Origin of the sequence: Pseudomonas sp. AF32 (assembly GCF_022342325.2) — a bacterium.
GTDB classification, from domain to species: Bacteria; Pseudomonadota; Gammaproteobacteria; order Pseudomonadales; family Pseudomonadaceae; genus Aquipseudomonas; species Aquipseudomonas uvaldensis.
Map to the genome: position 1 here is coordinate 97005 of NZ_RQJK02000021.1, position 14909 is coordinate 111913.

At 60.9% G+C, this 14909-nt stretch carries 17 protein-coding genes; 11 read left to right on the plus strand and 6 right to left on the minus strand.

Annotated elements, in window-relative coordinates; all coding sequences use genetic code 11:
- Positions 1-8: 8 nt before the first annotated feature.
- Both gudD and EGM97_RS19655 read right to left on the minus strand, forming a co-directional pair.
- The gene (gene gudD / locus EGM97_RS19650; RefSeq protein ID WP_238964516.1) at positions 9-1352 is read right to left on the minus strand and encodes a glucarate dehydratase; all 1344 of its coding nucleotides are present in this window, start codon (positions 1350-1352) and stop codon (positions 9-11) included.
- Positions 1353-1380: 28 nt separating this feature from the next.
- Positions 1381-2727: an MFS transporter gene (locus tag EGM97_RS19655; RefSeq protein ID WP_238964518.1), complete on the minus strand. Its 1347-nt coding sequence runs from the start codon at positions 2725-2727 to the stop codon at positions 1381-1383.
- Between the two features lie 340 nt (positions 2728-3067).
- Between EGM97_RS19655 and EGM97_RS19660 the strand changes: the two genes are divergently transcribed.
- Complete coding sequence (locus EGM97_RS19660) at positions 3068-3781, plus strand: FadR/GntR family transcriptional regulator (RefSeq protein ID WP_053154438.1); 714 nt, start codon at positions 3068-3070, stop codon at positions 3779-3781.
- A 248-nt stretch (positions 3782-4029) separates the two neighbouring features.
- On the opposite strand, the gene EGM97_RS19665 is transcribed toward EGM97_RS19660, so the two are convergent.
- From EGM97_RS19665 to EGM97_RS19675, 3 genes are read right to left on the minus strand one after another with little or no spacing between them, the layout of a single operon-like run.
- Positions 4030-5211 carry an acetyl-CoA C-acetyltransferase gene (locus EGM97_RS19665; protein ID WP_238964525.1) on the minus strand — a complete coding sequence of 394 codons (1182 nt, stop codon included), beginning with the start codon at positions 5209-5211 and terminating at the stop codon, positions 4030-4032.
- Positions 5212-5222: 11 nt separating this feature from the next.
- Positions 5223-5888, minus strand: a complete 666-nt coding sequence (locus tag EGM97_RS19670; protein WP_238964527.1) for a CoA transferase subunit B — start codon at positions 5886-5888, stop codon at positions 5223-5225.
- Positions 5889-5923: 35 nt separating this feature from the next.
- Positions 5924-6622: a CoA transferase subunit A gene (locus EGM97_RS19675; RefSeq protein ID WP_053154429.1), complete on the minus strand. Its 699-nt coding sequence runs from the start codon at positions 6620-6622 to the stop codon at positions 5924-5926.
- A 129-nt stretch (positions 6623-6751) separates the two neighbouring features.
- On the opposite strand from EGM97_RS19675, the gene EGM97_RS19680 reads away from it, so the two are divergent.
- Positions 6752-7654 carry a LysR family transcriptional regulator gene (locus EGM97_RS19680; protein ID WP_238964528.1) on the plus strand — a complete coding sequence of 301 codons (903 nt, stop codon included), beginning with the start codon at positions 6752-6754 and terminating at the stop codon, positions 7652-7654.
- A 33-nt stretch (positions 7655-7687) separates the two neighbouring features.
- On the opposite strand, the gene EGM97_RS19685 is transcribed toward EGM97_RS19680, so the two are convergent.
- Entirely contained in the window at positions 7688-8527 is an 840-nt protein-coding gene (locus EGM97_RS19685; protein WP_238964530.1) for an NAD-dependent protein deacetylase, read from the minus strand.
- Between the two features lie 191 nt (positions 8528-8718).
- On the opposite strand from EGM97_RS19685, the gene EGM97_RS19690 reads away from it, so the two are divergent.
- The 9 genes from EGM97_RS19690 to EGM97_RS19730 all read left to right on the plus strand — a co-directional run bounded on the left by EGM97_RS19690 (position 8719) and on the right by EGM97_RS19730 (position 14847).
- A complete protein-coding gene (locus EGM97_RS19690; RefSeq protein WP_238964531.1) occupies positions 8719-9228 on the plus strand; it encodes a ferritin-like domain-containing protein in 510 nt (169 codons plus the stop codon).
- Between the two features lie 61 nt (positions 9229-9289).
- A complete protein-coding gene (locus tag EGM97_RS19695) occupies positions 9290-9559 on the plus strand; it encodes a hypothetical protein (protein ID WP_238964532.1) in 270 nt (89 codons plus the stop codon).
- A gap of 33 nt (positions 9560-9592) precedes the next feature.
- Positions 9593-9847: a metallothionein gene (locus EGM97_RS19700; RefSeq protein WP_238964533.1), complete on the plus strand. Its 255-nt coding sequence runs from the start codon at positions 9593-9595 to the stop codon at positions 9845-9847.
- A gap of 413 nt (positions 9848-10260) precedes the next feature.
- On the plus strand, positions 10261-10638 hold the full coding sequence (locus EGM97_RS19705) for a con-10 family general stress protein (RefSeq protein ID WP_238964534.1): 378 nt from the start codon (positions 10261-10263) through the stop codon (positions 10636-10638).
- A gap of 230 nt (positions 10639-10868) precedes the next feature.
- On the plus strand, positions 10869-11750 hold the full coding sequence (locus EGM97_RS19710) for a manganese catalase family protein (protein ID WP_238964535.1): 882 nt from the start codon (positions 10869-10871) through the stop codon (positions 11748-11750).
- Positions 11751-11822: 72 nt separating this feature from the next.
- Entirely contained in the window at positions 11823-12752 is a 930-nt protein-coding gene (locus EGM97_RS19715; RefSeq protein ID WP_238964536.1) for a ZIP family metal transporter, read from the plus strand.
- A gap of 213 nt (positions 12753-12965) precedes the next feature.
- The gene (locus tag EGM97_RS19720) at positions 12966-13622 is read left to right on the plus strand and encodes a hypothetical protein (RefSeq protein WP_238964537.1); all 657 of its coding nucleotides are present in this window, start codon (positions 12966-12968) and stop codon (positions 13620-13622) included.
- Complete coding sequence (locus EGM97_RS19725) at positions 13619-14050, plus strand: phage holin family protein (protein WP_238964539.1); 432 nt, start codon at positions 13619-13621, stop codon at positions 14048-14050. The genes EGM97_RS19720 and EGM97_RS19725 overlap by 4 nt, the downstream gene beginning before the upstream one ends.
- The gene (locus tag EGM97_RS19730; protein ID WP_238964544.1) at positions 14047-14847 is read left to right on the plus strand and encodes a DUF3618 domain-containing protein; all 801 of its coding nucleotides are present in this window, start codon (positions 14047-14049) and stop codon (positions 14845-14847) included. Before EGM97_RS19725 ends, EGM97_RS19730 begins: the two co-directional genes overlap by 4 nt.
- Positions 14848-14909 lie beyond the last annotated feature (62 nt).

A 14909-nucleotide genomic window follows, 5' to 3' on the forward strand; every position in this document is an offset into this window, starting at 1 on the left:
TGGCCGCTTCAGCGCACCAGGCACGGCTGTTTGTTATTGAACGTCCAGCCTGGAATCAGGTACTGCATCGCCACCGAATCGTCCCTTGCCCCCAGGCCCATGCCTTTGTACAGCTCATGGGCCTTGGCCAGTTGATCCGTGTCCAGCTCGATTCCCAATCCCGGTTTTTTTGGCACTTGCACGCAACCGCCCTGGATCTGCAAAGGCGCCTTGGTCAGGCGCTGGCCGTCCTGCCAGATCCAGTGGGTATCGATGGCGGTGATGTCGCCCGGCGCGGCGGCGGCCACGTGGGTGAACATTGCCAGGGAAATATCGAAGTGATTATTGGAATGAGAGCCCCAGGTCAGGCCCCATTCGTTGCACATCTGCGCGACACGAACCGAGCCCTGCAGGGTCCAGAAGTGGGGATCGGCCAGGGGAATGTCCACCGACTGCAAGGTGACCGCATGGCCCATCTCGCGCCAGTCGGTGGCGATCATGTTGGTGGCGGTTTTCAGTCCGGTGGCGCGACGGAACTCGGCCATGACTTCACGGCCCGAATAGCCGTTCTCGGCACCGCAAGGGTCTTCCGCATAAGCGAGGACCTTATGCTGGTCACGGCACAAGCGGATCGCTTCCTTGAGTGACCACGCACCGTTCGGGTCCAGCGTGATGCGGGCCTGGGGAAAGCGTTCGGCCAGGGCAGTGACAGCCTCGATCTCTTCATCCCCCTTGAGCACGCCGCCCTTGAGCTTGAAATCCTGGAAGCCGTAACGCGCATGCGCCGCTTCGGCCAGGCGCACCACGGCGTCGGCATCCATGGCTTTTTCGTGACGGAGCCGGAACCAGTCATTGTCGGCATCCGGCTCACTGCGGTAAGGCAGGTCGGTCTGCTGACGATCGCCCACATAGAACAGATAGCCGAGCATCTTCACTTCGTCGCGTTGCTGGCCCTGGCCCAGCAAGGCTGCGACCGGTACGTCCAGGTGCTGGCCCAGCAGGTCCAGTAGCGCTGCTTCCAGGCCGGTGACGGCATGGATGGTGATGCGCAGGTCGAATGTCTGCAAACCACGGCCACCCGCATCGCGGTCGGCGAACGCCTGGCGAACGCTGTTGAGAATCTTCTGGTACGTACCGATGGGATTGCCGACCACCAACGCGCGAGCATCTTCCAGCGTCTGGCGGATGCGTTCGCCACCGGGCACCTCGCCCACGCCGGTGCGGCCGGCGTTGTCCTTGAGAATCACGACATTGCGGGTGAAGAACGGGCCATGGGCGCCGCTGAGGTTCAGCAGCATGCCGTCATGGCCGGCCACTGGCACGACTTGCATGCTGGTGATGATCGGGGCTTTGCTGGCTTCTTGTGGACTCATGTGCACTTATCCTTGAACGAATCGAATGTCAGACGTGGCTGGCCGCAGTGTCGGCCGGCGTCGTTGCAGATTTGGGCTTGGGTGTATTGCGTGCTGCGAAGACGATGATCGCGGCGATGATCGAAGTGGTTGCCAGGCCGTAGAGGCCGCCCTGGATCGAACCGGTGTGCTGCTCCAGCAGGCCGAATGTGGTCGGTGCGACGAACCCACCGAGGTTGCCCACGGAGTTGATCAGTGCAATCACGCCAGCAGCGATCCGTGCGTCCAGGTAAGCCTGGGGAATCGGCCAGAACAGCGACGAGGCCGATTTGAACCCGAGTGCCGCGAAGCAGATGGCGACGAACGCGAAGATCGGCCCGCCCGTAGTGGACATGAACATCCCGGCCGCTGCGATCAGCAGGGCTGTGGCCACCCAGGCCTGTTGGAATTTCCATTTGGCGGACACCGAAGCGAAGGCGTACATGCCAACGATGGACAGCAGCCAGGGGATGGAGTTGAACATCCCGACCTGGAGGTCGCTGAGTTCGCCCATCTTCTTGATGATGCTCGGCAGCCAGAACGTGGCGGCGTAGATCGTCAATTGAATGAAGAAGTAGATCAGGCAGAACAGGATGATCTGACGATCCTTGAGCAACTGGCCGATGGACAGTTTGATCGGCGTGGCCGCTTCGCGTGCCCGCTGTTCATCGTCGATGGCCTTGACCAGGGCGTCCTGCTCATCGCGGTTGAGCCATTTGGCATCGTGAGGCTTGGAGTCCAGCCAGAACCAGACGAAGGCGCACAGGCACACCGAGAACATCCCTTCGATGAAATACATCCACTGCCAGCCGTGCATGCCCAGGCCGTTGATCTGCAACAGCAACCCGGACAACGGACCGGAGATCAGCGAGGCGATGGCCGAGCCGCTGAGGAAAATGGCGATGGCCTTGCCGCGCTCAGCGCCGGGTAACCAGCGGGTGAAGTAATAGATCACGCCAGGGAAGAAACCGGCCTCGGCCACGCCCAGTAGAAAGCGCAGGATGTAGAAGTGGGTTTCGTTCTGGATGAAAGCCATGGCTGCCGCCACCAGGCCCCAGGTGAGCATGATGCGAGTCAGCCAGATACGGGCGCCGATTCGTTGCAGAAGGATGTTGGACGGGACTTCGAACAGCGCATAGCCAATGAAGAACAGGCCGGCGCCAAAGCCGTAGGCCGCGGCACCGATCCCGAGGTCGTGCTCCATGTGCGTGCGCACGAAGCCGATGTTCACTCGGTCGATGTAGTTGACGATAAACATGATGACGAACAGCGGCAGGATGTGGCGCTTGACCTTGGCAATGGCCGACAGCAGCACCGGATCCGCGCCGGCATTCGCCTGGAGGCTGGATGTGTTCACTGGTATTTCTCCCACTCGTTATTTTTATGCGGGGCATCGCACAAAACGTGTCGATGTTGATAGACATCATACAACTTGATTTTTTTCGATGACAAGCGCTTTTTGATCACGAATGGATCGGACGGTTGAAGTTTTTATACCTTTGTTTGCTGGGTATTGTGGCGATTTTTAAATTTATAGTGGGTGCCGCAGGAGGTGGATGGCTGCTACGTGCGGCGTCAATAAGGCCACTAAAAACGCCCGTTGATGAGTGTTGTCATACAAGTTGGCGCATAAGGGATGCTTACTCCAGTGGGCGCTGGTGATAGGATCTCAGGCCTGTATCCGAGGAATTCTGGTGATGCCGCAAGACACCGACGCGCCCCTGCGCAAACGTACCCATAACCTGGCCCATGAGTTGGTGGCAAAGCTCAGCCAGAGCATCTTGTTGGGTCAGTTGAAACCGGGGCAGAAGCTGCCATCGGAAGGTGCCATCGTGCAGGAGCATGGCGTCAGCCGCACGGTGGTGCGCGAGGCCATTTCCAAACTGCAGGCTTCAGGGCTGGTGGAAACCCGGCATGGCATCGGCACCTTCGTGCTGGAGCAAACCGGCGAGCCGGGGCTGCGCCTCAATGTCGATACGGCGGCTGGCGTGCGGGGGATCCTGGAACTGCGCCTGGGCCTGGAAACCCAGGCGGCGGCCCTGGCGGCCCAGCGTCGCAGTGAACGCCAGTTGCAGCAAATGCGCCAGGCGCTGGATGACTACCAGCGGCTGCTCAGCAACAACGACAGTTGTGTGGAAGCCGACCGGCGCTTTCACCTGCTGATCGCCGAGGCGACAGACAACACCTGTTTTGTGGAAATCATGCAGCACTTGGGCAGTGCAATGATTCCGAGGACCCGAGTGAACATGGCAGAGCGCGGCCAGGCGGATCTGGGAAAACTGGCGCAGTTGGCCAACCTGGAACACGAAGCCATTTTCAATGCCATCAAGCGCCAGGACCCCGACGCGGCCCGCGCCGCGATGTGGTTGCACCTGACCAACAGCCGCGACCGGTTTGGTGCCAGGTCCTGACGGCGCATCATCGTCTGGGGCATCGCTATCGCGAGCAGGCTCGCTCCCACATTGATTTGCGGTGTCCTGTCATTTTGTGTCCACCCGAGATCCTTGTGGGAGCGAGCCTGCTCGCGATGGGGCCGGCAAGTTCTCGGATAAAAACAACAGGCAAAAAAAACCGGCGCAACCCAAGTTGCGCCGGCGCTGTTGCCGATGACCGTGCGGCTATTCGTGGGGCCGCACGGCCACCGTTGAACCCGGTCCTGTCAGGCGCGTTCCAGCGCCAGGGCCACGCCCTGGCCGCCACCGATGCACAGGGTAGCGAGGCCTTTTTTGGCGTCGCGCTTGATCATCTCATGCAGCAATGACACCAACACCCGGCAACCGGAAGCCCCAATCGGATGGCCCAGGGCAATGGCGCCGCCGTTGACGTTGACCTTGTCCATGTCCCACTTCAGTTCCTTCGCCACCGCCAATGACTGGGCGGCGAAGGCTTCGTTGGCTTCGATCAGGTCCAGCTGGTCCAGCGACCAACCAGCCTTGTCCAGGCAGCGGCGAGTGGCCGAGACCGGTCCGATGCCCATGATGGCCGGGTCGACGCCGGCGTTGGCGTAGGCACTGATTTTCGCCAGCACGGGCAGGCCCAACGCCTTGGCTTTTTCCGCGCTCATCAGTACAACGGCGGCTGCGCCGTCATTGAGCGAAGACGCATTACCGGCGGTCACGCTGCCATCTTTCTTGAAGGCAGGCTTGAGCTTGGCCAGGGATTCGGCGGTGGTGCCGGCCCGAGGCTGTTCGTCGATGGCGAATGCCACGGGATCGCCCTTGCGCTGGGGGATCAGGATCGGTGTGATCTCATCGGCGAAGCGACCGCCTTCGATGGCAGCAACGGCCTTTTGCTGGGAGGCGGCGGCAAAGGCATCCTGCTCTTCGCGACTGATGCCGTACTTGTCCACCAGATTCTCGGCGGTGATGCCCATGTGGTAATCGTTGAAGGCATCCCACAGGCCATCGGTGATCATGCTGTCGATCATCTTCGCGTGGCCCATGCGCAGGCCGGTGCGCGCAGCCGGCAGTACGTAGGGGGCCAGGCTCATGTTTTCCATGCCGCCGGCGATGATGACGTCGGCGTCGCCGCAGCGGATCGCCTGGGCACCGAGGTGCAACGCCTTGAGACCCGAGCCGCAGACCTTGTTCAGGGTCAGCGCCGGGACGGCGTGGGGCAGGCCGGCGAGGATCGATGCCTGCCGGGCCGGATTCTGCCCTGAGCCGGCGGTCAGTACCTGGCCGAGGATGACTTCATCGACCTGCTCGCCGGACAGCCCGGTCTGCTCCAGCAGGCGACGGATCACTGCTGCCCCGAGCTCCGGCGCGGGGATGGAAGCCAGCGAACCCTGGAAACTGCCGATAGCGGTACGGGTAGCGGCGACAATCACGACTTCTTGCATCGAATCTCTCCTCACTGGGCAGCGAACTGCATTTCAGGGACGTGGTCTGGCACGATCAGTTTGCCGGCGGTCTTGGCGACGATTTCCTCGACGCTGACGCCCGGGGCGCGTTCCTTGAGGATGAAGGCTCCGTCCTGGATTTCCAGGTAAGCCAGGTCCGTCAGTACACGCTTGATGCAACCGGCACCGGTCAGCGGCAGGCTGCAACGTGGCAGCAGTTTCGACTCGCCGTCCTTGGACGCGTGGGTCATGGTGACGATGATGTTTTCGGCTCCGGCCACCAGATCCATGGCGCCGCCCATGCCCTTGACCAGCTTACCGGGAATCATCCACGAGGCAATGTTGCCTTGCACGTCCACCTCGAACGCGCCGAGCACGGTCAGGTCGATGTGGCCGCCGCGGATCATGGCGAACGATTCGGCCGAAGAGAAGATCGAAGCGCCGATACGCGCGGTGACGGTCTGCTTGCCGGCGTTGATCATGTCGGCATCGACTTCGGCTTCGGTCGGGAACGCGCCCATGCCGAGCAAGCCGTTTTCCGACTGCAGCATGACTTCCATGCCTTCGGGGATGTAGTTGGCGACCAGGGTGGGGATGCCGATGCCCAGGTTCACGTAGTAGCCGTCCTGCAGTTCGCGGGCGACGCGTTGAGCCATTTGTTCGCGGGAAAGTGCCATGGTGTTATTCCTTCATTCGGGCCGGGGGCAGGGGATCACTTGCGTACGGTGCGTTGTTCGATGCGCTTTTCGAACGTGCCGCAGATGATCCGGTCGACGTAGATGCCAGGGGTATGGATCTGTGTCGGGTCCAGTTCGCCGGGCTCGACGATTTCCTCGACTTCCACCACGGTGATCTTGCCCGCCGTTGCGGCCAGCGGGTTGAAGTTCTGAGCGGTATGGCGATAGACCACGTTGCCGAAATGGTCGGCTTTCCAGCCTTTGACGATGGCGAAATCGCCGGTAATGGACTCTTCCATCAGGTATTGGCGACCGTGGAATTCACGGGTTTCCTTGCCTTCGGCCACGGGGGTGCCGACGCCGGTTGCGGTGAAGAAAGCCGGGATGCCCGCGCCACCGGCGCGCATTTTCTCGGCGAGGGTGCCTTGGGGCGTGAGCTGGACTTCGATTTCGCCACTGAGCAATTGCTGCTCGAAGAGCGCGTTTTCACCCACGTAGGACGCGATCACCTTGCGAATCTGCCGGTCTTCCAGCAGCACCCCAAGGCCGAAACCGTCGACGCCGCAGTTGTTGGAAACCACGGTAAGGTCGCGAATGCCCTTGCGCTTGATCTCGGCGATCAGGTTCTCCGGAATGCCGCACAGGCCGAAGCCGCCGGCGATGACGGTCATGCCGTCCTTCAAGCCTTCCAGCGCTTCTTCATAAGAGCTCACGCGTTTGTCGAAACCTGCCATAGACACCTCTTTTATTCTTGATGGGGTCGCAATGAAAGGCAGTGTTGCGCCAAGTCATATATTTGTTAAGTTGATTTTTAAGGTAGATTAATTTGTAAAACTCAATAATTGAATGGGAGCTCGGCGCCAATGACGCTCAAACAGATCCGCGCCTTTCTCGCCGTGGCGCAGAGCCTGAGTTTTGCCGTGGCCGGCGAGCGGTTGCATTTGTCCCAATCCGCCCTGAGCCTGACCATCAAGGCGTTGGAGGAGGGCCTGGGTGGCCGCCTGTTCAGCCGCAACACCCGCAACGTGGCACTGACCCCCGAAGGCGAATCCTTGTTGCCGCTGGCACGACGATTGATTGCCGACTGGGATAACGCCGAGGATGAAATGCGTCAGCGCTTCACCCTCCAGCGAGGCCGCGTGACGCTGGCGGCGATGCCGTCGTTTGCCGGTAACCTGCTGCCCCCGATCCTGAAGACTTTCCGCGTCCGCTATCCGAACGTCAACGTCACCGTCAACGACGTGATCAACGAACAGGTATTGGAGATGGTGCGTGATCGCCACGTCGAACTGGGCGTTGCGTTCGAGCCGATGCAGGGCTCGTCCCTGGCGTTCACGCCGTTGTACCTGGACCGTTTCGTCGCGGTGGTGCCGTTGGATTCTCCTCTGGCCCAGCGCAGCGAAGTCCAGTGGCAAACCTTACTTGAACAACCGTTCATCACCCTGCAACGACCCTCCACCGTGCGGGTGATGCTGGAAGAACATCTACAGGCCCGTGGCATGAAACTGCCGGTGGAGTTCGAAAGCCACCAGTTGGCGACGGTCGGGCGCATGGTCGCCAGCGGACTGGGAGTGAGCGCGGTGCCAGCGCTGTGTGTCGGGCAGATGCATGAGTTGGGAGCGCGTTGCATCACCCTCAGCGATCCGGTGGTCGAGCGGGCCATTGGCGTGTTGACCAAGCCGGGGCATGAGTTATCAGCGGCGGCGCAGGCGTTGTTCGACACATTCAGGGATCAGCAGTTGGGCGTACAACTCACCAGAGGCTGAGCACCGTCTCCCACAGGGGATCTGCGGTGATCATCAGGTTCGGCGCTCGGCGAGCAACGGCAACACCTGCTCACAGGACACTTCGACCTTGAGATCCAACAAGTCATCTGCCCGGGTCTTGCCCTGGTTGATCGCCAGCAGCGGTTTGCCCTGCTCCTTGATGGCCCGGCACAAGCGAAACGCCGACCAGGCCATCAGTGATGACCCCACCACCAGCAGACCGTCCGCCGACTCGACGGCTTGGGTCGCGCGGGTGGCGGTGGAGGCGGCGACGTTTTCGCCGAAAAACACCACGTCGGGCTTCAGGCGATCACCCTCGCAATGAGGGCAGCGGGGCACCTGGAAGCGTGCTTCGAATGCCGGGTCCAGCAGGGTATCGCCGTCGGGCGCCTGGGTTGCGTCGACGCCGGCCAGATAAGGGTTTTCAGCCTCCATCAGTTTCTGGATCTGCTGGCGTTCGCTGCGCTGGTTGCAATCCAGGCATAACACACGGTGCAGGCTGCCATGGAGTTCGATCACGTCCCGGCTGCCGGCCCGGTCATGCAGGGTGTCGACGTTCTGGGTGATCAGGTGGCTGATGCGTCGTTGTGCCTGCAACACCGCCAACGCTTCATGAGCCGCATTCGGTCGGGCCTGTTGCAGGCGCGGCCAGCCGAGCATTGCCCGAGCCCAGTAGCGCCGTCTCGCTTCGGGCCTGGCGAGGAATTCCTGGTACATCATGGGTTGCCGACCCCGTCGCACGCCTTCGCTGTCCCGGTAGTCGGGAATGCCGGAGGGGGTGCTGATCCCCGCGCCGGTGAGCACCAGGAAACGGCGTCCGGTCATTTGCGCCTGCAACTGATCGATCGGTTCGAGGTGCAGATCGTCGGGCATCTGTGTTCTCCGTTGTCCTGGAGTGTTTGAGATTAGCATTGGGTTTGGCCAGCGGTCGCTCATGGCGCCTTTCGTCGCCCTGCACCAACGTTGCTTCAAACTTTCTCCCTGCCCGGAACATCCACCTCTATGTGCGGTACTTCAGAACTGTCGCGCTGTCGTGCAGTGCGACCACGGGTAAGGAGAAGCAAATGGCAACGCCTAAAGAGAACCTGCTGGACTGGCTCAACGACGCCCATGCCATGGAGCAGCAAGCGGAGAAAATGCTCAAAGCCCAGGCCGAGCGGCTGGAGCATTATCCAGTACTCAAAGCCCGGATCGAAGAGCACATCCAGGAAACCCTCGGCCAACAGAAATTGGTGGAACAGTGTATCCAGCGCCTGGGCGGCAGCACTTCGATGCTCAAGGACATGGCTGGCAAGCTCATGGCTTTCGGCCAGGCTGTGGGCGGCATGACGATGAGCGATGAGGTGGTCAAGGGCGCCATGAGCGGTTACGTGTTCGAGAACCTGGAAATTGCCTCCTACACGGTGCTGATCGAAGCGGCGAAAGTGGCCGGCGACGTCGAAACGCAGCGGGCCTGCGAACAGATCCTGCCGCAGGAAATCGCCATGGCCGATTGGCTGCGCGACCATCTGCCGGAAATTACCCAAGCGTTCCTCGAACGTTCGGCAAATCCGCATACCGAAGCCAAGCGCTGAGGTCACCAAAGCGCTCGGCCGTGTCCGGTCGCTCCCTGAACTTGCCAGGAAGAGGAGAGATATGAAGCAGACCACCGGTGAGGTGCGGGCCATCAATCGACAGAGCGCGATGGCGGGGGTGTACGTCACGGAAGAGGACGGTCACACCGTGCTTGAACTGCGTTCGGCCCAGGACATCGATATCGGCGACATTCTCGAATGGGACAGCGGCGATGCCCTGGGCACCCAGCCCTATCGCAATTTGACCAAGGGCTGGAGCGCAGAGGTGTATGTGGTCAAGCACGGCGTTGCGGCCGCCAACCTGGAAGTCCAGTTGCTGGTGGGATCTTGAATGGGGTCATGAAGCGTACCCAGGAGAAGGAGTATGAGCGAATCGAAATTGAAATGTGGCTGTCCCGATTGCCAATGCGAGGTCGACCCGCAACGGGTGTTCAATCACGACGGTGAGGCGTATTGCTGCCAGGCCTGTGCGGAACAACACCCCAACGGCGAGCCTTGCCCATCGCCCGATTGCCACTGTGAGCGCAGCGGCAAGGTCGATGAGCGGAACATCACCAATAACCAACTGGACGATGCGCTGGAGGAAACGTTTCCGGCCAGCGATCCGATTTCTCCCTGAGCATTTTTTATCCGGGTATCGGCGACAGGGTATCCGGACACCGCAAGCCGGTCAGTGCGGTGGTGCAGGACAACACCGGCAGCCCGCGAGTTTTGGCTTCCTGGAACGGCGCGAGGCCAGGGTGACGAGACCGGTGCAATGGGGTGCCGGCGCCGCCCGACCTTTGGCAGACGGCGTGGAAAGACACGCACTGTTTTAATTCGGCGGACAGTGTCTGAAAGTTTAAGCCTGTTTATCGAAGTCCGTTTGTTTAATAGGGTGCGCTTATGCCGCGCGTTATTAAATAAAGTGAACTCGATGGCGTCGACCGTTCGTCGCTGCTTGCGACAGTCAATTAAAACCTTGGTCAGCGCAAGCTTTCCGAATAAGACGAGCCAACTGGTTCGCTAACAGCAACTAACGAGGTGAATGAAATGGCTAACACAGGCAATAACAACCCTGGCAATTTCGCTAACGATCGTGAGAAGGCATCGGAAGCCGGCAAAAAAGGCGGCCAGGCGTCGGGCGGCAACTTTGCCAATGATCCGGAACGCGCAGCCGAGGCTGGGCGCAAAGGTGGGCAAGCTTCGGGCGGCAATTTCGCCAACGACCCCGAGCGCGCCGCAGAAGCCGGCCGTAAGGGCGGCCAAGCCTCGGGTGGCAATTTCGCCAACGACCCTGAGCGCGCTTCGGAAGCCGGCAGAAAAGGTGGTCAGGCCTCTGGTGGCAACTTCGCCAATGACCGTGAGAAGGCCTCGGAAGCCGGTAAAAAAGGTGGTGAAAACAGCCACGGCGGCGGTCGCAAATCCTAAGTACTAAAAGCCTGCAGGTCCCCGGCTATTAGCGGGGGCCTGCATCGGTCGGTTATATATCGCCGGTCCGCAAATACTTTTATTGCGTGACGATTTATACGACTCGTATAAGTTACCGTTCGTCTCGTTTATTGAATAAAAGATAAATTTTATTTCGTTAACTTCTTCAGACGCTTATGGGCCTGCTATTTGGCAGCTCATGACCCGTGCCTTGATCGAGGAGTTCAATCATGTTTTTACACAACAAACGATTGCAGTACACCGTGCGTGTCTCCGAGCCTAATCCGGGACTCGCGAACTTGTTGCTGGAGCAATTTGGCGGCCCCCAGGGTGAACTGGCAGCGGCCTCGCGTTACTTTACCCAGGCCTTGGCGGAGGATGATCCTGGTCGCAAGGACCTGCTGATGGATATCGCCACCGAAGAGCTCAGCCATCTGGAAGTGATCGGTTCGATCATCGTGATGTTGAACAAGGGCGCCAAAGGCAAAATGGCCGAAGGCGTCGACGAGGAAGGCCAGCTGTACCGTGACATCAACGGCGCCGGCAATGACTCCCACGTCACCAGCCTGCTTTACGGTGCCGGCGCGCCGCTGATCAACTCGGCTGGTGTGCCCTGGACCGCTGCCTATGTCGACACCATTGGCGAGCCCACTGCGGACATGCGCTCCAATATTGCTGCCGAGGCCCGGGCGAAGATTGTCTATGAGCGTCTGATGAACCTCACTGACGATCCAGGTGTGAAAGAAGCGCTGGGCTTTTTGATGACGCGCGAAATTGCGCACCAGATGTCGTTCGAGAAAGCCTTGCACTCGATCCAGCCCAATTTCCCACAAGGTAAATTGCCAGGCATGCCGGAGTTCACCAACGTGTACTTCAATATGTCGCAAGGCGAACCGACCGTGCGCGGACCCTGGAACCAGGGCGATGAGTGGGAGTTCGTCGAGAACCCGACGCCGGCGGTGGATGGCGGTGACGGCATGGCCAGCGTGCAACTGAGCGAAAAAGATGAAGCGCTGCTGATGGACATGAAAGCGCGGACGATGTCCAACCCTGAAAGCGACCCGACCACGGGGGCTGACTTGGGTTCGGGGATGCAAGGTGACAAACTATAGAAACAAAGCGACCTGTAGAAACAAAACGGCGAGGGGCCTCGCTTCCTCGCCTGACACCTTTAAGGATATTCGATGGACCAGCCCACTTCCCGGATCCGATCCCCCTGGCGTACCTGGCTGGATCCGGTGCAAAACAATCCTCTGCTGGGGGCGAGCTTCTGGATCGGCTTGATCACGGTCGCCGCGCTGCTGCTCTATAGCGGCTATAACGCGCTGGTGGGGGCTGACCGACATAACCTGGGCTATGCGGTACTGGGCGGCACCTCCGGATTCGCCGCCACGGCCCTTGGCGCCATCATGGCGGTGGTGCTGCGGGATATCTCGTCGAGAACCCAGGACATCATGCTGGGGTTCGCCGCGGGCATGATGCTGGCGGCCAGTTCGTTCTCGCTGATACTGCCCGGCATCGAAGCCGCCCAGGTCATTTGCGGCAATCAGTTGCTCGCCGCGTTTGTCGTCGTCCTCGGCCTGGGGCTCGGCGTTGCGCTGATGATCGGCCTCGACCGTTTCGTCCCCCACGAACACGAGTTGAGTGGCCGCCGAGGCCCACAAGCCGAGCGTATCAACCGGGTCTGGTTGTTCGTGCTGGCGATCACCCTGCACAACCTGCCCGAAGGCATGGCCATTGGCGTGAGTTTCGCCGACGGCGACTTCAAGGTCGGTCTGCCGCTGACCACGGCGATTGCCATCCAGGACATCCCGGAGGGACTCGCCATCGCCATGGCGCTGCGGGTCACCGGTATCAGCACTTTGCGCGCTGCGCTGATCGCGGTGGGTTCCGGGCTGATGGAACCCCTGGGCGCTGTGATTGGCCTGGGCATGTCCTCGGGGGTGGCCGTGGCTTATCCCATCAGCCTGGGCCTGGCGGCCGGAGCGATGATTTTCGTGGTGTCCCACGAGGTGATTCCCGAGACTCACCGCAATGGTCACGAAACACCTGCAACCCTGGGGTTGATGATGGGGTTCGCGGTGATGATGTTCCTCGATACGGCGCTGGGTTGAAGGCGATTCCCGCCGAAAAAAATCGGGCACTGGCCCGATTTTTTTTCGCCTGCACGTCATCAAGCGGCGATGAATACCGCACAGCGTCCAATGCCGAAACTCGTTGGAACTACCCTTCGCCGCACTCCGTCACTTGTTCTGAGAGGCACATAGTCGGGCATCGCTTTGGTGGTTGCCCGTTAATGAGTTTTCATCAAGCAGGCGTAGACAGACATGACTATCCCGGACAACAACTCCGAGCGACAACGCGGTAATTCAGGCCAGCCCCGGCCTGAAGATCACCTGAACCACATCAAGGAGGACGTGAACGAGACTCTCGGCAGCGCCCGCGAACAGGCCGATGCGCAGTTCGGTCGTTACCGCGATACGGCGGCGGACCAGATCGATGCCCTGGCACGCGGTGCCAAGTCGGCCATGTCGGAACTCGAAGCCAACGACACCCTCGGCTTGTCCCACTACCTGGCGGACATGGCGGATTCGATGACCGGCTTGGCCGGCAAACTGCGCAACATGAGCGCCGAGCAACTGCTGCATGATGGTTCCCGGCTGGCGAAGGAAAACCCGGGGCTGTTCCTGGCCGGCAGCATCGCGGTGGGCTTCGGGCTGTCGCGGTTTCTCAAGGCGGGTAGTTCGCCGGTGAGCGCCGAGGTGGAGGACCCGGCCGCCGGTCATTCCAACCCGCCGCAGGGTGGTTTTGCCGGACGCGAGCCCTTCGATCCGATCCCTGATCCCATCGGCCCTGGCGCTGGCACCGCCAATGGCCTGGCCACCGGCATCACCCCCACGTCCCCCTGTGTCCAGGATCACCCCGGTGATGCCGCCACAGGCGGGCTGCCGGGCTCGACCAACAGCAGAGGAGAATGGCAATGAATCGACCTGACCCAGATATCCAGCGTTCGACTGGCGCTTCCGTCGCCGATAACGATGCCTCCGTGGTGGGGTTGCTCAAGCAACTGACCCATGAAGTCCCCTCGCTGTTCACCAAGGAACTGGCTTTGGCCAAGGCCGAATTCCAGGCCAGCCTCACCACCCTCAAGGCCGGTATCGCCGCCGTGGCGGGCGGTGCAATCGTGCTGCTGGCCGGTTTCATCATTCTGCTGATGGCGGTGGTCTACGGCCTGAGCACGATCATGCAGCCGTGGTTGGCGGCGCTGATCGTGGGTGTGGTGGTCATGGTCATCGGTTTTGTCATGGTGCAGTCGGGCAAAAAGCAGTTCGAGCCATCCCACTTCAAGCCTGACCGTACGCTCGATGCGCTGAACAAAGACCAGGACGCCTTGCGGAGGAAAGCCTCATGAAGGATGAATTCAAAACCGAATCGCAGAAGAGCCCGGAAACCATCGAGCGGGAAATCGATGAGCAGAGGGCTCATATCAGCCATATCGTCGATGCCTTGGGCAGCAAGTTCACGCCGGGTCAAATGCTTGACCAGGCATTGACGTTGGTAAAGGGCAACGGCTCGGAGTTCTTTGGCAACCTGGGCACCACCGTGCGCAACAACCCGGTGCCCACCGTACTGACCACGGTGGGGCTGTGCTGGCTGATGCTCGGCCAGAACCATCCGCCACGGGTCGGTTACCGTGTCGGGCCGGACCAGGATTCTTCCGGTTGGGCCGAAGGGCTTGCCGACGGCATAGGCAGCGCCAGGGAGCATCTGCACAGCACCGGCGACTCCCTGCGCGATGGCTTCCATCATCTCAAGGACAAAGCCGCGCACCTGGCCGACGGCCTCGGCGCCAACGCCCGTCATGCCCGGCACAGTGTCCGCGAAACCGGCGAGCGCATGGCCCATGGCTCACAGGACCTGGGTGATCAGTTCAGTCGTCTGCTCAAGGAGCAGCCGCTGATGATGGCCGCGGCGGGCATCGCCCTGGGCGCCATGCTCGGCGCGGCATTGCCTGCCACCGCCACGGAGCAACGGGTGATGGGCAGGACCAGCGCCGACCTCGCTGACAAGGCCAGGCGGACAGCGCGTGAGGGCTATGAAACGGTGCGCGATACGGTAAGCAAGACCACCGAGCATCGCCAGGAAGCACCCGCTCGTACACAGGCATCTTCCGCTACGGACCTGTCCGACGGACTGGGAACTTCATAGACCAGGGTACAAGATCGGCGCAGGGTTTCCACGAGCCTGCGCCGTCGACTGTCGAGACTGAC